Genomic DNA, 17,349 nt, shown 5'->3' on the forward strand with positions numbered 1-17,349 from the left:
TCGACTCTGAAACGTGGCGGCGGGGTCGTTCTGGGGGAATCGATCATGGACGTCGCAGAGGCCGGTCTGGGCCGATTGCGTGACCGCGCTGCGTCGAGCGACGCACATGCAGCCGTCGAATCCGCCGTCCACGAGCGCCTGCGGCCGATGACCGCACGGGTGACCGGCCGCACCGGCGTCGGGAAGTCCGCGGTTCTCGCCGTTGTCGGGTCGGTGTCGCTCGACGCCGACGGCCTCGATGTCCGATGGCACGAGGGCAGAACGGACAGCAGCGAGGGCGAGGTGCTCGTCCACGTGATCGCGGGTGCGGTGTCGCCGGTCGACATCGCACTGCTCGGTTCCAGGCCGAAGGATGTTCTGGACGGGACCGTCGTCGTGCTGACGAAGGCGGACACACTCGACGATCCCGCAGCCGCGGCCGCAGCGGCCTCGGAGCAGCTGGGGCGGACGGTGCTGCCGGTGATGGGAACGACCGCGGCGGGATTGCGAGGAGTGGGCCGGGCCGGTGCGCCTCTGGACATGGCCGACGTGCGAGCCGTCGCGTCGGCCGATCTGCGCCCGACCGACCTGATGACCGTCGAGCGGTTTCGCGCCGCCGACATCGCGGTGTCGACGCGTCGCAGAGACGCGCTGATCGAATGCATCGAACTGCGAGGTCTCGCTCTGCTCGTCGACGTACTGCGGCAGCGACCCGCTGTGTCCGACGCCGATGCGGCGCGCATGCTGGCCGACGCCACCGGTGCCGACGCCCTGATCGCCGCCGTCTCCACGGCAGTGTCGGCGGCCGCGGCGGCTCGGGACGCCGAACTGCATCGCACAGTGCAACAGATCTCCGCCGGCCACCGGCGGGTTCGTGACGCCGTCGAGGCGTACCTGGCGTCCGACGAAGCGGTGGCTGCCGAGATGCGCTACGCGGCTCTACGTCTGGGGGTGCCGATCGAGACCGGTTCGGAGCAGGTCGCGTTGGAGCAGGCGGTGCTGTGGAAGAGGCGGGCGGCCGCTGCCGGTGACCCCGACGTGCGCCGCGCGGCACTCGCGCTGTGTCGAGGGCACGTGCGAATGCTGCGCCGATGACCCCGCTCTCGGAAGACATGAAAAGCGTTCTACGACGCTGGAATTCGAGTGCACTCGACGAGATAGACAGGGCGAGGGGCAGCAGACCTGCAGGGGTTCACCTCACCGGTACCGCTGGGTCGGGCAAGTCCGAGCTGCGCCGTGAGCTGTCCCGGCTCGGCGGAATCGAATTCTCGGACTCGGTAGCCGACGCAGCCGTCGTGATGATCGTCGTCGACGCGTCGGCTCCGGTGGGCCGCGTCGAGGTCGAGCAGTGGCGAGCAGCCCTCGAATCCACGCCGGTCGTGTTCGTGGTGAACAAGATCGACGTGCATCGGCACTGGCGTGAGATTGTCTCGGCCGACAGTGACGTCGTTGCCGAGTGCGTCCCACGGGCGGTGGAGTGCACGTTCCATCCGATCTCGGTTCGGTTGGCGCGCACGGGCCGGGAGAGCGGGGACGGCGCGATGTCTGTCGAGTCGGGTCTCGGAGCAGTGGCAGACCGACTGGGCGCGCTGCTGCTGCAGGCCACGGCTCTCGGATCCCAGCGTAAATATGCTGCGGCAGTGCAGGACTGCGCATCCGGAGCCAGAGCGTCGATCGTGGCGAGAGCGCGCGCGGTGACCGGGGGCAGTGATACGGCCGAACTCCGAGCGCGGCGAGCCGAGCTCGTCGGCGAACGAGAGAATCTCGGTGGCGATCGACGGGCGCTGCTACACAACCGAATTCAACGGGTACGCGTGGAGTCTCTCCATGTCGCCGCCGAAGATTTCCGCGCCCTGGTTGCCGAGGCCAAAGCCACGATCGACGGAGCCGGACGTGCAGAACTCACGCACCTTCCGGTGCATGTCGCCGAGTCCGCGCGCGGAGCCCGGAATCGAGCCGACGCGGCGCTCACGGCCCGCTTGCGGACGGTGCAGACCGATCTCGGGCTCACGCCGATACCGGCGGAATCGAGTGTCGCGGACGACCCGCTCGACATCGGGGAGCCGTCCCGGCGTCGGGGAATCGAGGATCTCGTCATGATCGTTGTCGGCGCGTCGGCGGGGGTAGGACTCGGGCGGCTGGTGGTGTCGCCGATGGCGCTCGTGCCGGCCTGGGCCGTCGCCAACACCGTGATCGCCCTCGTCCTCGGTGGTGCGCTCGCCTGGTGGATCACGCGCTCGCGGGCGCTCGTGGCCGACCGTGCCCACCTGCGCGGCTGGATGCAGGAAAGCCTCGCTCGGGTGAAATCGTCGGTGGAGCAGCGATTGCTCTCGCGGATTCTCGATGCCGAGTCGATGCTCGCGTCCGCCGTCGCGACCGCGGACAGGGACGCAGTGGCCCGCATCGACGTCGCACTCGCCGAGGTCGATGCCGAGCTGCGTCGGCTCGCCGACCACCGATCGGCGCTGCTGTCTGCCTGCGATCGCGATCTCTCGGCACTCGAACGGGGGCTCGAGCGATTCCGCGGACCCGATCGCGGTGCGTTCGTGCCCCGCGAACCCGTCCATTTCTCCGCCGCGCACGCGGAACCGTTCGACGAGCCGGTGCGTCGGAGTCAGTAGGTGCAGTGTCGGGTTCGAGGGGAGGAGCGTCGATGATCGCGGTGGATGGCTTCGCAGCAGGGGGTTTCCTCACGGAGGAGGTCGACCACCACGATGTCGACGACCCGGGTGCGCCCGCGGTCTCGACGGACCTGTTCGATCTCGACGGAGACGGCCACTACGAGACCACCGTACGACGTACCGACGCCGGGATGACCGTGGCGACCGACGTCGACGGCGACGGTGTGACGGACAAGTTCACAGCGTTCGGACGTGACGGGCAGTACCGATCCTGGGAAATTTTTCGAGAAGCGAACGGTATCGGCCGGGGTGAAATGACCGAATCGGGTGAGCTGTAGTCCGGATGTCCGCAGGGGGTGTCGCCGCTGGTAGACGCCTTCTTGCGCGGATCTTTCCCTATCTGAATCGGTCCTGTGACTAATCGGACAACACCCTGTTTCCGGATTTACGTCGCTCGGCGTTAACCTGAACAACAGGACACCCGGCGCTCGACCCTCGGCTTGCTGTACCCGTTACGATGGTGTACTGCGGCTCGAACGGTCGAGCAGCGCCCCGCCGAGAGGGGAAAACCGAGATCTGCTCGCGCATGTTGCCCACAGTGATCGTGCGAGTACTTCCCGGTTCCGGCTCACCCCAGGAGAGTTAGATGACCTCAGCCACCATTCCCGGTTTGAGCGGCACCGACAATGTGCCGACTCGACACAAAGAACTGCTTGCCTGGGTTGCCCAGGTAGCCGAACTGACCGAACCGGATTCCGTGGTGTTCGCTGACGGATCCGACGCCGAATGGGAGCGCCTGACCGGCAAGCTGGTCGAGGCAGGCACCTTCACTCGTCTCAACGACGAGAAGAAGCCCAACTCGTTCCTCGGCAACTCCGACCCGTCGGACGTTGCTCGCGTCGAGTCGCGCACGTACATCTGTTCCAAGGAAGAGATCGACGCCGGTCCCACCAACAACTGGATGGAACCGTCCGAGATGCGGACGCTCATGACCGATCTCTACCGCGGTTGCATGCGCGGACGCACCATGTACGTCGTGCCGTTCTGCATGGGCCCGCTCGACGCGGCCGACCCCAAGTTGGGCGTCGAGCTCACCGACTCCGAGTACGTCGTCGTCTCGATGCGCGTGATGACCCGCATGGGCCAGGCCGCACTCGACAAGATCGGTGACGACGGTTTCTACGTCAAGGCGCTGCACTCCCTCGGCGCTCCGCTCGCCGAGGGCCAGGCCGACGTGCCGTGGCCGTGCAACGACACCAAATACATCACGCACTTCCCCGAGGATCGTGAGATCTGGAGCTACGGATCCGGCTACGGCGGCAACGCCCTGCTCGGCAAGAAGTGCTACTCGCTGCGTATCGCGTCGGCGATGGCTCACGACGAGGGCTGGCTCGCCGAGCACATGCTGATTCTCAAGCTGATCTCGCCCGAGGACAAGGCCTACTACATCGCCGCGGCGTTCCCGTCCGCGTGTGGCAAGACCAACCTCGCGATGATTCAGCCGACCATCCCGGGCTGGCGTGCCGAGACCATCGGTGACGACATCGCGTGGATGCGTTTCGGTGAGGACGGTCGTCTCTACGCCGTCAACCCCGAATACGGCTTCTTCGGCGTCGCACCGGGTACCAACTGGGACTCGAACCCCAACGCGATGAAGACCATCGACCAGGGCAACTCGGTGTTCACCAACGTCGGCATGACCGACGACGGCGACGTGTGGTGGGAGGGCCTCGAAGGCAAGCCAGAGCACCTGATCGACTGGAAGGGCAACGACTGGACCCCCGAGTCCGGAACCGATGCCGCGCACCCCAACTCGCGCTACTGCGTGCCGATGGCCCAGTGCCCGTCCATGGCTCCCGAGTGGGACGACCCGAAGGGCGTGCCGATCTCGGCGATCCTGTTCGGTGGACGTCGCAAGACCACCGTTCCGCTGGTCACCGAAGCTCGTGACTGGCAGCACGGAGTGTTCATGGGGGCCACCGTCGGCTCCGAGCAGACCGCTGCCGCCGAGGGCACCGTCGGAACCGTCCGACGCGACCCGATGGCCATGCTGCCGTTCCTCGGCTACAACGTCGGCGACTACTTCCAGCACTGGATCGACCTCGGCAAGAACGCCGACGAGTCGAAGCTGCCGAAGGTGTTCTACGTCAACTGGTTCCGTCGCGGCGACGACAAGCGCTTCCTGTGGCCCGGATTCGGTGAGAACTCGCGCGTGCTCAAGTGGATCGTCGAGCGCATCGAGCACAAGGCCGCAGGCATCGAGACGCCGATCGGTGTGGTCCCCACCGCCGAGGCACTCGACATCGACGGACTCGACACCACCGTCGAGGACGTGGCCGAGGCACTCGCGGTGAACTCCGACGAGTGGAAGGCCGAAATCCCGCTGATCCAGGAGTGGTTCGACTTCGTCGGCGAGAAACTGCCCACCGGAATTCAGGACGAATTCGACGCCCTCAAGCAGCGCCTGGGCGCGTAGTATTCACGACACAGAACGGGGCTCACCGAGGGGTGGGCCCCGTTCTGGCTGTGTGGGTAAGCCCGGTCAGGCAGTGAGCGCCGCTGCCCCGGCCAAGGTGCCGAGTCCACCCAGAGCAGCGGGTACCACCTGCAGACCGTTGAGGAATTTCAGACGCGCGTGCAGCGCGATCGACTCCTGAATCGGATTCCACAGCGGCGGGCCGGCTTGAGCGAAGCCACCACCGATCACCACCATGCGTACGTCCACCAGTGCGACGGCCGACGCGATCGCCTGACCCAGTGCCACTCCGGCGCGCTGCAGCGAGGTGATGGCGACCGGCTCCCCGGCGGCCGCATCGGCGGCCAATTCGGTTCCGGTGCTGCCGGTCCAACCCAGCTCGCGCGCCCATCGCACCGCCGACGGCCCACTCGAGACCGTTTCCACGCATCCGATTCCGCCGCACGCGCAGGGCGTCGTCGAACCGGGAACGACGATGTGGCCGATGTGCCCGGCGTTACCGCTGGCACCGGCGACGATCTTCCCGCCCAGTACCAACCCACCGCCGATGCCGGTCGACACCACCAGACTCAGCACGTCCGGAACTCCTACGGCGGCACCGAAGCGGTGCTCACCGAGTGCCGCTGCGCTGCCGTCCATCGCGAGGCGGATGTCGGCTTCGGGGAAGACCTCGGCGATGTGATCGCGCAGACCGAAGCCGGTCTTCCACTCGTCGATGTTGATCGGTGCGACCGACCCTGTCTCGAGATCCACCGGACCGGAGCAGGCGACGCCGATCCGAGTGACAGTCGCGGATTCGACCGTGTTTCGAAGCATCTCGGCGCAGGCGGCCCAGACATCGGACTCGGGCGTCGGCACCGTGACCGGATTCTCCGGCCGCCCGTCGTCGCCGACGAGTGCCGCCGTCATCTTGGTGCCGCCGATGTCGAGTGCGAGTGCCGTCATCGTTCCAGGCTATGTGTTCGGTTTCAGGACGAGGACGAGGTTGCTGCCGAGGAATTCGCGGAGTACCGGAACGCGCATCATCCACCATGCCCAGCGGGGGTGGTAGCGCGGGAATGCGGCCAGTAGCGTCGCGTTGGGAGTGCTTCGTGCCCAACGTAATCCGTCTGCTGCGCTGATGTCGAACAGTGATTCGCCGAATCGGTTCTTCGGTTCGTGACCGGTGGTGCGGGCGTAGCGGCGGGCCGCGTACTCGCCGCCGAGGTAATGCCAGGGCCGGGTCTCGTGGCCGCCGAACGGACCGAACCAGATGGTGTACGAGAGGACCGTCAACCCGCCGGGCTTGGTGACCCGCAGCATCTCCTCGGCCATGGTCCACGGCTCGCGGACGTGCTCGGCGACGTTCGACGAGAAGCAGATGTCGACACTGTTGTCACGGAACGGTAGTGCCATCCCGGAGCCGCGCACCGAACCGGGAATCTGCAGACCCGCCGCGTGCATCTCGGAAGCGTCGGGCTCGACGGGCAGGTAGCGCGCGCAGCTCGCACCGAAGACCTCGGCGAAGTATCCGGGTCCGCCGCCCACGTCCAATACGGTCGCCGCGGACATGTCGGTGCCGGTCAGGCCCCGATACAGGTCGCCGATCAGCTCCACGGAATCGCGGGCAAGTGCGCCGTAGAAGATGTCGGGAGCGCTCTGCTCGTGTCCGAAGTCCTTCAGCAGACTCACCGAGCGGCGCAGTGTCGCGCGAGAGGCGAACAGACGTGTCACGGCGGAAGTCACGAAGACGAACCCTAGCGGTTACTGTGGCAACGGTAATCGACGGCGGTCGAGAAACGAACATGCGGAAATTGGGTGAAGCGGGCTGTGCGCGAGGTTCTGTTGCTGTGCTGGCGCGATACCGGGCACCCGCAGGGCGGCGGCAGTGAGCGATACCTCGAGCAGGTGGGCGCAGGTCTGGCTCGACGCGGCGTCCGCGTCACGCTGAGGACGGCGTCGTACCCCGGAGCTCCCGCCGAAGAGACCGTCGACGGGATTCGCATCAGTCGCGGTGGTGGACGCCTGTCGGTGTATCCCCGCGCCCTGGCCGCCATCGCAGCCGGACGGCTCGGTTTCGGCCCGCTCAAAGGCATTGCACCCGACGCGGTGATCGACACCCAGAACGGCATTCCCTTCTTCTCACGTGCCGCGCTCGGCGTACCGGTGACATTGCTGGTTCACCATTGCCACCGCGAGCAGTGGCCGGTCGCGGGTCCGCTCATGGCCAAGCTCGGGTGGTGGCTCGAATCGACCGTGTCCCCGAGAGTCCACCGCCGCAATCAGTACCTGACGGTGTCGTTGCCGTCCGCGGACGAGTTGGTCGCACTGGGCGTCGACCGCGAGCGCATCGCCGTGGTGCGCAACGGAGCCGACGAGATTCCCCTGGCGGTGGCCGAGGGTGACGAGAGCACCCGCACCGCGCACCCGTCGCTGACCGTGCTGTCCCGGTTGGTTCCGCACAAGCAGATCGAGGACGCGCTCGACGCCGTGGCTGCGCTGCGCGGCCGAATTCCGAACATCCACCTCGACATCATCGGCGGCGGTTGGTGGGAGCAGAACCTCCGCGACTACGCGAGTGAACTGGGGATCGATCGATTCGTCACTTTCCACGGTCATGTGGACGAGGACCGCAAGCACGCGCTGCTCGGCCGGTCCTGGGTGCACGTGATGCCGTCCCGCAAGGAGGGTTGGGGTCTGGCGGTCGTCGAGGCAGCTCAGCACGGCGTGCCGACCGTCGGCTACCGAAGTTCCAAGGGCCTCACCGATTCGATCATCGACGGCGTCACCGGAGTGCTGGTGGGCGGGCTTTCGGATGGAGAAGAGGACCGGGACGTCTCCGGTCTGACCGCTGCCGTTTCGGAGCTGCTGCAGGACGCCGAAGCCCGAACTCGCCTGGGCGAGAAGGCGCGAGTGCGCGCAGGGGAGTTCTCCTGGGAGCAATGCGCAGAAGGTGTCTACTCGGTGCTCGACGCGACGACGCGTGGCTCGTGGTCGTCAGGGCTGGTGGGTGCGCAGCACTCGGATTCGGCCCAGCAGTCCTACCGCTAGTCCGCCGAGAAGTAGCAGTGCCCAGGCGAGGTGGGCAACGACGACGGCCGTTTCCGGGCGCTTGTCGACGATCGTCGGATTCGGCACGCGGTAGAGCGTGAGCTCCTCGTCGGAGTACGCGATGTCCAGTGAGTTCAGTGTCTGCGAGGATTCGCCGAGCTCGCCGGGGGTGGTGTTCTCCACCAGTACCCAGCCGACACCCAGCTGTGCGATCACGTTCATGGATTCGCCTGCGAGCAGCGCATTCTGGACCTCTGTCGCGCGCGCCCCCTCACCCCGCACCGTGCCGCCCGCGACGATGAGCTCGCCGGTCTGCAACACGTCCAACGGCAGCATCCGCGGCGCAGGATCGAGAACGGGAGCACTGCCGCTGTACGGAAAGCGGCGGAACATCCCGGCCGGTAGTACCGCGACATCGCCTGCGCTGCCCTGCACTTCGTCTGCGACCGCCTGCCAGGACGCCGGGTACGCCACCGGCCGCATCGAGTTCCCGACGCCCCAGGCCAGGTCGGGTAGTGCGATCAGCAGGGCCAGTATCGCAACGGCGCTGCCGAATCGGGTGCGCTGGACCGCGCTCAGCGCGGTTGGTTGCACCGGATTCGGTCGACGCCGGGGAGTAAACGCAGCCGCGGCGGCCAACGCATAGATCGGCATCGCCAGCGCGACCCATTTCTGCGAGTCCCGGAGCAGACCGGCACCGGGCACCGTCTCGCCCAGCGCCCGGGCGACTGCCAGCCCCGGTCCCGTCGCTGCCAGCGCAGGAGCTGCAATGGCAAGCAACGCAACGACAGCGAGTCCCAGGATCACCGGATTTCTTCGGCGCCTGATGAGCGGCCGCACCCCGGACGCGACGACGGTCAGCAGCAGCGCCGTGCCCACGAACGCGAAAATGCTTGTACGAGAGGCGGGTACAGCATCGGAATTCCAGATTCCGCCGAGGCCGGCCAGGGAGCCGAGGGTACCGAGGCCGGGCTCGGCACGAGCCGCGAACGCCGCCCACCCCGCCGGATCCGTCTGCTCGACGCCACCGCCGGATACCGCCGTCGCCACCAGCCACGGTGCCGACGCCACCGCCGCCAGTCCGAGGGCCCCGACCACGCGCAGGCCGCGTCGGGCACCCCCGGGGAGGGCGAGGACCACCAGGGCGATGGTCGCGGCGAGCAACGCGCCGGTGGGGGTGAGCCCGGCAGCAGCGAGACAGACTGCGAGCGCCCACCAGGAACGACTCTGCCGGACGGCGAGCGCGGCGACCACGGTCCACGGCAGGGCGGCATAGCCGACGAGCAGGCTCCAATGCCCCTGCAGCAGTCGCTCGGCGACATAGGGGTTCCACACCGCCACCGTCGATGCAACGAGCAGCGCGGGTAGTGGGGCTGTCGGCAGTACCTTCTGCGCCATGACGGCCGCGCCCCATCCGGTCAGCCACAGGGCCAGCAGCAGAATCGTCTTGACCACCAGGCCACCGTCGAACACCGTCGTCAGCGCGGCAATAGCGGCGTCCTGCGGAACGGCCCGCGCGGCCGCGTCGGCGATTCCCCAGGCCGAGTCGGTGAAGTAGGAACGGGGAGTGCTGACGGCGTCGCGCAGCAGGAGATAGCCGGGGCCGAGCAGCGGGCCGAGAATCACCACGGCGAGCAGCAGGCTGTAGAGCGGCGGTGTCCACCTCGACCTCGACCACGCCATGATCGGCACCCTATACCGTGGGCTCATGTCTTTCCGCGCCTCGTCCGAGGCAGACCACACGGCGGGTGCCTCGGTCGCCGGGATGGGGATGGTGACCGCCGGTTCGATGTTCGCGAACGTTGCGGCATACCTGCTGCAGGTTCTCGCGAGCCGGATGCTCGGCGTCGAGGGCTACGGAGAATTCGCGAGTCTGCTTGCTGCGCAATTGGTTCTCGCGGTTCCGGCGTTGGCGTTGCAGTCCGTCGTTGCGCGTGAAGTGGTGCGCGGGCGCAGTTCTCGTGAACTGCGAACAGTGGGGTATCGGTGTGCGGCGGTGGTCGGGGTCCTCGCCCTGGCACTGGCCCCCGCACTGTCCGCGGCCATGGACGTCTCGATGGCGGCGACCGTGTCGGCGGTCATCGCTGCGCCGGTGCTGGTGTTGTTGGCCGCCGAACAGGGCTTGCTGCAGGGGCGTGGGCGCTTCGGAGCCCTGAGTGTCGTGTTGGCCGCCGCCGGCTTCGGCAAGGTGGCTCCGGCCGTGCTGGTGTTGGTGCTCGGCGGTGGGCCCGGTTCGGTTCTGTTGGCCACGGCCGCGGGTATCGGCGTGGTGGCGCTCGGTGCGCGGTGGACGGCCGGGGTGCCGGTGAACTCGGTGTCGGAAACCAAGGTCACCGTTCTGGCCGTGCTGCAGGCCTCTCAGGTGCAGTTGGTGTTGATCGCGATGTCCGCGCTGGATCTGGTGCTGGCGCGCACGCTGCTCAGCTCCAACGAGGCCGGGCTGTACGCCGTCGGAGCCGTCGCGTCCAAGGCGGCGTTCTGGTTGCCGCAGGCCGTCGGTGTCGTGCTGTATCCGCGGATGGCGAACCCGCTGCATTCTGCCTCCGCTGTGCGATCGGCTCTGGCCGTCGTCGCGGGGCTCGGTACGGTTCTGGTTATCGGCGGTGCACTGGCGTCTCCGCTGTTGCCGTTGGTGGTGGGCGATACGTATTCCGGTGTGCAGGAGTACGTCTGGCTGTTCGTGCTGCAGGGTGCGTGCCTGGCCGTGCTGCAGAGCGCGTTGCTGTGGGCCATCGCGGGCGAACGCACCCACCTCGCTCTCGTCGCCTGGTTCGCCCTCGGCGTCGAGGTATTGCTGTTGCTGTTCGTGGCGTCGACGCTCGCGCAGTTCGTCGTCGTCGCGGCAGTGACTGCCGCGGTGACCATGGTGGTGGTGTGTGGGTTGGTGTTGTGGGGGAACCGCGTCAGTCCTTCGCGGGTCTGATCTCGCTGAGGATCTCGAAGTCGACCTCGCCGGCCAGCGCCAAGTAGATCGGCTGCGAGACATGGCCGTTGGACAGGGACAGTCGACCGCGGGCACCGGTGAACGACACCGAATCGGAGATGGATTCGATGACGCCCACATCGGTGGTGCCGGCCCTGTTCACCAGTGCACCCAGCAGCTTGATGCCCTCGTAACACGATTGCCCCAGAGCACCGACGATCGGCGCGTCGACGCCGAACGCACGGGCGAATCGGCCGGAGAATCCCAAACTGTCTTCGGTGGCCAGTGTTTCGAAGTATCCCGAGGCGACATAGAGCCCGTGTGTGTTCTCTCCGCCTGCCGCGATCAACATGTTCTCGTCCATCAGCGGACTGAGCCGAACGCATCGGACGTCGAGTCCCGCTGCAGCGAATTGCTGATGGAAGTACACCGCGTCGTCGCCGAGGAGCAGAACGACGGCACCGTCGGCCCCTGATCGTTCGAGCGCGCCGACGGAGGTGGCGAAGTCGGTGCTGCCGACCGGCCTGAACTCGGCGTGCACCACGCTGGCCCCGAGTTCCCGTAGCCGGGCGGCCGCGATGGTGGCGCTCTTGCGCGGCCAGACGTAGTCGTTTCCGACGATTGCCCACCGTCTGCGTCCGAACTCGCGGACCAGGAAGTCCAGTGCCGGGACGAGTTGGTTGGTGGGTGTCTCGCCGGTGATGAACAGGCCCGGATAGCGGTCACCGCCCTCGTACAGGGACGTGTAGACGTAGGGGATTCGGTTCGTGGCCACCGGAATCACGGCCCGACGGACTGCCGAGGTGTGCATCCCCGCGACTGCGTCGAGGGTGCCTGCGTCGAGCAGGGTCGAGACCTCGTGGGCGACGGCGGCCGGGTCGCGACCACCGTCGATCGAGATCAGTTCGACGCGCCGGCCGAGTACACCGGCGGCGGCATTGAGTTCGTCCCGTGCCAGCTGGGCCGACAGTTCACTCGACGGGCCGACCAGGCCGAACGGTCCGGACATCGGAAAGATCAGACCGACGCGAAACGTGTCGAACCGATCGCTGTTCATCGTGCTGTCCGTCCGATCCGTGTCGATTCGCTGCTCGCTTCGCCCTAGAATCGCTGAGGAGACTGTAGCGCCGCAGGCGAGGTAAGAGCAGAGGGGCATGATCGCGTGAATCACGACGAGGCTGGTTCGGCCGCTCGTTTGCTCACCGTCGTCGAGCGCGCCGTCTCGGATCGGCTGCGCGGTGCGCTCGTCCCGTGGGAGCTCGATCTCGAGGAGTGGCGGGTGCTGTCGTTGCTGTCGGACGGCGAAGGCCACACGATGGCCGAAACCGCGGAGTTCGCGCTGCTCGCGCCGCCGACGCTGACCAAGGCCGTCAACCGGCTGGTCTCCAACAATCTCGTGCACCGTCGTACCGGCACCGTGGATCGTCGTCAGGTGCTCATTCGCCTGACCGCGCGTGGGCGCGCCAAGTACGACGAGGCGGCTCCGGTCATGGAAGCAGTCGCGGCCACCGTGTTTCCGTCCGAATCCGAACGTGAGCAGTTGCAATCCTTGCTGCGTTCTCTCGAGACCAACGCGAAGGCGTCCTCGGTCACCCTGTGATCGTTGCCGGGTTCCGGCATTTGCTCGACTTCGGCAGTCCCTCGCCTGGTCGTGAACTTTCGTGATCTCCTTTTAACATGTTTCACGTTGCAATAGTGTCCACGGAAAGTATTGTTCCGATGCAGCGCAGCCAGCGCTCTCACCGCGAACCGAAGTGGACACCAGTTCATGAACATGAAGAAGTACTTCGAGGGGCCAGCGACCAGCCTCGACGACCAGATCGAAAGTTACGCAACCTCTCGCGTGCCCGACGATCAACGATGGCGACGGCCGGCGATCCTGCTGGTGCTCACCGGCAACGTCACCGCGATGTTCTGGTTCGCGCTCGGCGGCCAGATCGGCTTCCTGGTGGGGTGGCCGATGTTCCTGATCCCCGTCGCCTACATGGTGATCGGCGCAACGCTGGTCGGCAGCCTGATCATGCGTATTGCCAGCCAGGAAGGCCTGTCGCTGCCACTGCTCACCCGCGGACTCGGCTTCGGCACCAAAGGATCGGCCGTGGCCTCGCTCGTCTACGCCGTGAACTACGTCTTCTACTTCATATTCGAGGGCAGCATCGTCTCGCACGGCCTCAGCGAACTCGCCGGCATCGACATCAACTCTGCCTGGGCGACAGTGGTGTTCGCACTGGTCGCCCTCGTTGCGCTGTTCTTCTCCTGGCGTGGAATGCACTCGATGAACATTCTGCAGCGGTTCGGTATGCCGATCTTCCTGATTCTGTTCGCCATCGGCATGTACATGCTGGCCAGTGGATACGTCCTGGTGGGGCCGGGCCAATGGGAAGCCACCGGCGGGTTCACCGCAACCGCGATGTGGCAGGCGTTCAGTCTTGCGAACGGACAGGTGGTGTTCCAGGCTCTCATCGCCACCGACTACGGACGTTTCGTCAAGAAGAGCGTCGGCTACGTGGGCACCGCGGGGCTCATGCTCGCGGAGCTGCTCATGATCGTCGTGGTGATGATCCTCGGTGTCTTCCTCGGCTTCACCATGTTGCGCCACTTCACCGGAAGCACTGCCACACCAGAACTTTCGGCCACCGATCCTGGGCTGTATTTTGCCGTCGTGATGGGACTGCTCGGCGTGATCTTCGCCGTTGTCACCCAGGTGCGCATCAACGTGATGAACCTGTACTCCGGGTCGCTGGCACTGTCCAACGCCTGGGACGTGCTCTCGCCCCGCAAGGTCGGACGCCAGTGGTGGATGGTCGCGCTACTCGTCGTCGGCGTGCTCTGCTACCCGGTCAACATCCTGCAGTACACCGACAAGTTCCTGGCCGTCACCGGGATCATGACCAACACCTGGATCTTCATTCTGCTCGCCGATTACTTCGTCTGCCGACGAATGCTCGGCCTCGCACCGCGGAACAACATCGAGTTCCGCGAAGGGCGAGTGCGTAATTGGAACCCCTGTGGCATTTTCGCCATGGCGGCAGGCGTGGCCGTGGGCGGACTCGGCGTGTTCGGTCTCTACCCGTCGTACTACGCCTCGTTCATCGCGATGCTCCTCGGGCCCATCATCTACATCCCACTGACGATGGCAACGCGGGGGAAGTACTACGAACCACCTGTCTCCACCGAAGCTCCGACAATCGAAAGGACTGTGACGTCATGACATTCACCGCAGCGGCCATCCAGTTCGAACCCACACTGTTCGCCAAGGACGCGAATGTCGCCGCGCTGGCAGAGCTGGTCGACAAGGCCGCCTCCGACGGAGCCGAATTGATCACCACGCCCGAGATGGCCACCACCGGTTACTGTTTCCATGATCCCGAGGAGGCATCGACCGTCGTCGAGCAGATCCCCGGGCCCACCACCCATACGTTCGTCGAGATCGCGGCCCGTCGCGATTGCTACATCGTGCTGGGGATGCCGGAAGTCGATCCGACAAGCGGGTTGTTCTACAACAGCGCAGTTCTCATCGGACCCCAGGGAATCATCGGTACCCATCGCAAGACGCACCCGTACATCGCCGAGCCCAAATGGGCAGCTCCGGGGAACCTGGGCCATCAGGTGTTCGAGACCAGGCTCGGCCGAATCGCGATGCTGATCTGCATGGATCTGCACTTCGTGGAGACCGCTCGGGTGGTCGCACTGCAAGGCGCCGACGTGATCTGCCACATCAGCAACTGGCTGGCCGAGCGAACTCCGGCTCCCTACTGGATCAGTCGAGCCTTCGAGAACAACTGCTACGTCATCGAGAGCAATCGATGGGGACTCGAACGGACGGTCCAATTCAGTGGCGGCACATGCATCATCGAGCCCGACGGAACCGTCACCGGCCGGATCGACGTCGGCAACGGCATCGTCGCCGCCGAGATCGACATTCGGCGTACCCGCGAGTGCGGGCCCGCGCGTCGACCTGAGCTGTATCGGGAACTCCAGACGAACACGTACACCTGGAACCCTCTGGACTTCTTCACCCTGTACGGCCACTCGCCGCTGCCCGCAGGCGAGACCTCTGCGGTGACCGTGGTGCAATGCACGCCGGGTACATCGGTCGAGAGCAACCTCGCGGACATCGATGCCTGGATCCAACAGGTCTCCGGCACAACGGATCTCGTCGTCTTTCCCGAGCTGTCGATCACCGGACCGGTCTCGGCAGCTCGACCGCCTCGCGACGTCGCCGAGACCGCCGACGGGCCCTCGCTCGCACGGATCGCGGACCTCGCGGTTCGGCACGGCATGTCGATCGTCGTCGGCATCGCCGAGCGCGACACCGACACCGAGCGGGTGTACAACTCGGCCGTCCTGCTCGGAACCGACGGAGCCCGCACAACCTACAGACAGATCCACCTGTCCGCGGAGCATGCGCCGCTGTTCGACGCCGGCGACACCTGGGCGGTCGTCGATCTGCCCCTGGGACGAGTCGGTCTCCTCGTCGGCAACGATGCGCTGCTACCGGAATCGGGCCGAGTGCTCGCGCTGCGCGGGTGCGATCTGATCGTCTGCCCATCCGCACTGGCGGGTACCTTCGTCGGATCGCACCCCGGAACCGAGATTCCGCTCGCCGCCGAGGTTCTCACCGGGCCCGACGCCACCCACTGGCACCATATGCGCGTGCGCGCCGGCGAGAACAACGTCTACTTCGCTTTCGCGAATGCCGTCGACCTCGACCGCGGAATCACCGGACACAGCGGAGTGTTCGGGCCGGACACATTCGCATTTCCTCGAACGGAAGCCATCGTCGATGCATCCGAACCCGGCCACGCGACGAGCGTTATCGACACCACCAACCTCGACGGGCCGTACCCGACCAACGTCGTACGACGCAAAGACCTCGTCCTGATGCGGCAACCCCACCACTACGGGATTCTCTCGACCGCCTGAGAAAACACCAGTGGCGTGGTTAGGTGCCCCCACGGGCACCTAACCACGCCACTGACCAACCGGGTCGTTCCGCAGGCTCCACTCCTGCGTAGCGCACCTACTCCTTGTTGAGGTTCGTCCTCGGAATCTCTTCCGTGCGATCCGTCGTCCAATCACGGTTGCTCGACGGAGCGGGAGCGGTTCCGCCACCGGGGGTCGGTCGCGGAGTGTTGTCCGCTCGGGCCGGCTGACGGTGTCCACCGTTGCCACCGCGCAGGAGCAGGAACACTCCGGCGATCAGCGAGATGACACCGAGAATTCCGGCGATGATCGGGACGGTACGGCCGAAGAGCGAGATCTGATCCTGGCCGTCCTTGGCCTGCTGGATCTGGTATTCGACCGTGTTCTCGTCGAACGTGATCGGAGCGTTGAGAACGTCGACCTCGGGCCGGCCCGCCTCACGTCCGTAGTACTGGTGAATCTGCTCTTCGCCCTTGACGACGACGCCGGTCTCGGGCTCGACCCACAGGGTGCGGGTGTTCTCGTACCAGCGGGTCATCGTCACCGGCGCGGCTCCACCCTCGACACCCCAGGTGTCGGCGGGCAGGGTGACCTTGTTGGTCGGCAGGTTCACCACGGTCGACAGATCGACGGGGCCGACGGTCTGCTGGTACTGGTACACCGGCGTGCCGTTGATCTCGGTTGCCTCGACGAAGTCGATGTCCTTGGTCGCACGCGCATTGACGTCGAAGTACGGGTAGCTCTTCTGTTCCGAGTTGAACGGGAACTTGTACTGCAGTCCGGTGTGGGCCACCTCTTCGGCGGGCGCGTTGCCTGCCACCTGGATGGTGCCGATCGGGCTCTCGACGGGCATCGACGTCTTGCGGTCGATGGTGACGCGGTCGACGCTTGCGGTGAGCAGTCCGGTGTCGGCCTGCTTGTCGCTGCGACGCAGAGTCTGGCCTGCCTGCAGCGTCATGATGTCGGCGTCGGAGGGATCCTCGACGGTGACGAATCGCTGGGAGACGAGGGGAACGTTCTGGTCGACCACTGCGCGACCTGCTGCAAGGGAACTCGCGTTCAGCACGCTGCCCTCACCGGTGGAGACGGTGGTGACTTCGAGGTCCAACGGCGTCTTCTCGAGCGCCGAAATGGTGTAGGTGGGGATGAGGATGGCGGCGACCACCAGAAACGCGCCCAAGCCGATGAGTACGAGGGCAAGTATCCGGCTCGGCCCTGAGCGCTCCGCCATGCTGTATCTCCTTAGTTGACCGCTTCATGGAAGACACCGCGGGCGGGAAACACGTTCGCCCCGACCCGATGCCCGATTTATTACGACACGTCGCAGGTGACAGTAACAGTCGACAGTGGCACCGGTCTCGTCTGCGCCGGTTCGACACGGCACACTTGAGGCC

14 protein-coding genes are annotated in these 17,349 nt (G+C 66.1%); 9 read left to right on the plus strand and 5 right to left on the minus strand.

Annotation, left to right across the window (positions count from 1 at the left end):
• Nucleotides 1-45: 45 nt before the first annotated feature.
• The 4 genes from CH271_RS24315 (at nt 46) to CH271_RS24330 (ending at nt 5,076) form a co-directional block, all read left to right on the plus strand.
• Nucleotides 46-1,074: a hypothetical protein gene (locus CH271_RS24315; RefSeq protein WP_094635224.1), complete on the plus strand. Its 1,029-nt coding sequence runs from the start codon at nt 46-48 to the stop codon at nt 1,072-1,074.
• A complete protein-coding gene (locus tag CH271_RS24320; protein ID WP_094635225.1) occupies nt 1,071-2,600 on the plus strand; it encodes a hypothetical protein in 1,530 nt (509 codons plus the stop codon). The genes CH271_RS24315 and CH271_RS24320 overlap by 4 nt, the downstream gene beginning before the upstream one ends.
• Before the next feature lie 32 nt (nt 2,601-2,632).
• A complete protein-coding gene (locus CH271_RS24325; RefSeq protein ID WP_052048118.1) occupies nt 2,633-2,938 on the plus strand; it encodes a DUF6802 family protein in 306 nt (101 codons plus the stop codon).
• A 308-nt stretch (nt 2,939-3,246) separates the two neighbouring features.
• Entirely contained in the window at nt 3,247-5,076 is a 1,830-nt protein-coding gene (locus CH271_RS24330) for a phosphoenolpyruvate carboxykinase (GTP) (protein ID WP_037195939.1), read from the plus strand.
• A 66-nt stretch (nt 5,077-5,142) separates the two neighbouring features.
• On the opposite strand, the gene CH271_RS24335 is transcribed toward CH271_RS24330, so the two are convergent.
• Both CH271_RS24335 and CH271_RS24340 read right to left on the minus strand, forming a co-directional pair.
• Nucleotides 5,143-6,021, minus strand: coding sequence for an ROK family protein (locus CH271_RS24335; protein ID WP_094635226.1), 879 nt, complete (start codon nt 6,019-6,021; stop codon nt 5,143-5,145).
• A 9-nt stretch (nt 6,022-6,030) separates the two neighbouring features.
• Complete coding sequence (locus tag CH271_RS24340; RefSeq protein ID WP_256986535.1) at nt 6,031-6,801, minus strand: class I SAM-dependent methyltransferase; 771 nt, start codon at nt 6,799-6,801, stop codon at nt 6,031-6,033.
• Between the two features lie 84 nt (nt 6,802-6,885).
• Here CH271_RS24340 and CH271_RS24345 point away from each other — a divergent pair, with 84 nt between their 5' ends.
• Nucleotides 6,886-8,106 carry a glycosyltransferase family 4 protein gene (locus CH271_RS24345; protein WP_094635363.1) on the plus strand — a complete coding sequence of 407 codons (1,221 nt, stop codon included), beginning with the start codon at nt 6,886-6,888 and terminating at the stop codon, nt 8,104-8,106.
• Here CH271_RS24345 and CH271_RS24350 read toward each other — a convergent pair.
• Nucleotides 8,053-9,789, minus strand: a complete 1,737-nt coding sequence (locus CH271_RS24350) for a hypothetical protein (RefSeq protein ID WP_373453605.1) — start codon at nt 9,787-9,789, stop codon at nt 8,053-8,055. The genes CH271_RS24345 and CH271_RS24350 overlap by 54 nt on opposite strands.
• Nucleotides 9,790-9,814: 25 nt before the next feature.
• On the opposite strand from CH271_RS24350, the gene CH271_RS24355 reads away from it, so the two are divergent.
• Complete coding sequence (locus tag CH271_RS24355) at nt 9,815-11,029, plus strand: polysaccharide biosynthesis protein (protein WP_179274834.1); 1,215 nt, start codon at nt 9,815-9,817, stop codon at nt 11,027-11,029.
• Here CH271_RS24355 and CH271_RS24360 read toward each other — a convergent pair.
• Nucleotides 11,010-12,086, minus strand: a complete 1,077-nt coding sequence (locus CH271_RS24360) for a substrate-binding domain-containing protein (RefSeq protein WP_094635229.1) — start codon at nt 12,084-12,086, stop codon at nt 11,010-11,012. The two genes, CH271_RS24355 and CH271_RS24360, sit on opposite strands and share 20 nt — an antisense overlap.
• Before the next feature lie 105 nt (nt 12,087-12,191).
• Here CH271_RS24360 and CH271_RS24365 point away from each other — a divergent pair, with 105 nt between their 5' ends.
• From CH271_RS24365 to CH271_RS24375, 3 genes are all read left to right on the plus strand, one after another.
• The gene (locus CH271_RS24365) at nt 12,192-12,629 is read left to right on the plus strand and encodes a MarR family winged helix-turn-helix transcriptional regulator (RefSeq protein WP_094635230.1); all 438 of its coding nucleotides are present in this window, start codon (nt 12,192-12,194) and stop codon (nt 12,627-12,629) included.
• Nucleotides 12,630-12,797: 168 nt separating this feature from the next.
• Entirely contained in the window at nt 12,798-14,240 is a 1,443-nt protein-coding gene (locus tag CH271_RS24370) for a purine-cytosine permease family protein (RefSeq protein WP_094635231.1), read from the plus strand.
• Complete coding sequence (locus tag CH271_RS24375) at nt 14,237-15,955, plus strand: nitrilase-related carbon-nitrogen hydrolase (protein ID WP_094635232.1); 1,719 nt, start codon at nt 14,237-14,239, stop codon at nt 15,953-15,955. Before CH271_RS24370 ends, CH271_RS24375 begins: the two co-directional genes overlap by 4 nt.
• A 97-nt stretch (nt 15,956-16,052) precedes the next feature.
• On the opposite strand, the gene CH271_RS24380 is transcribed toward CH271_RS24375, so the two are convergent.
• Nucleotides 16,053-17,186 (minus strand): DUF3068 domain-containing protein, encoded by a 1,134-nt coding sequence (locus CH271_RS24380; RefSeq protein WP_094635233.1) that lies wholly within the window; start codon nt 17,184-17,186, stop codon nt 16,053-16,055.
• Nucleotides 17,187-17,349: the final 163 nt, after the last annotated feature.

Origin of the sequence: Rhodococcus sp. 05-340-2 (genome assembly GCF_002258915.1) — a bacterium.
GTDB lineage: Bacteria > Actinomycetota > Actinomycetes > Mycobacteriales > Mycobacteriaceae > Rhodococcoides.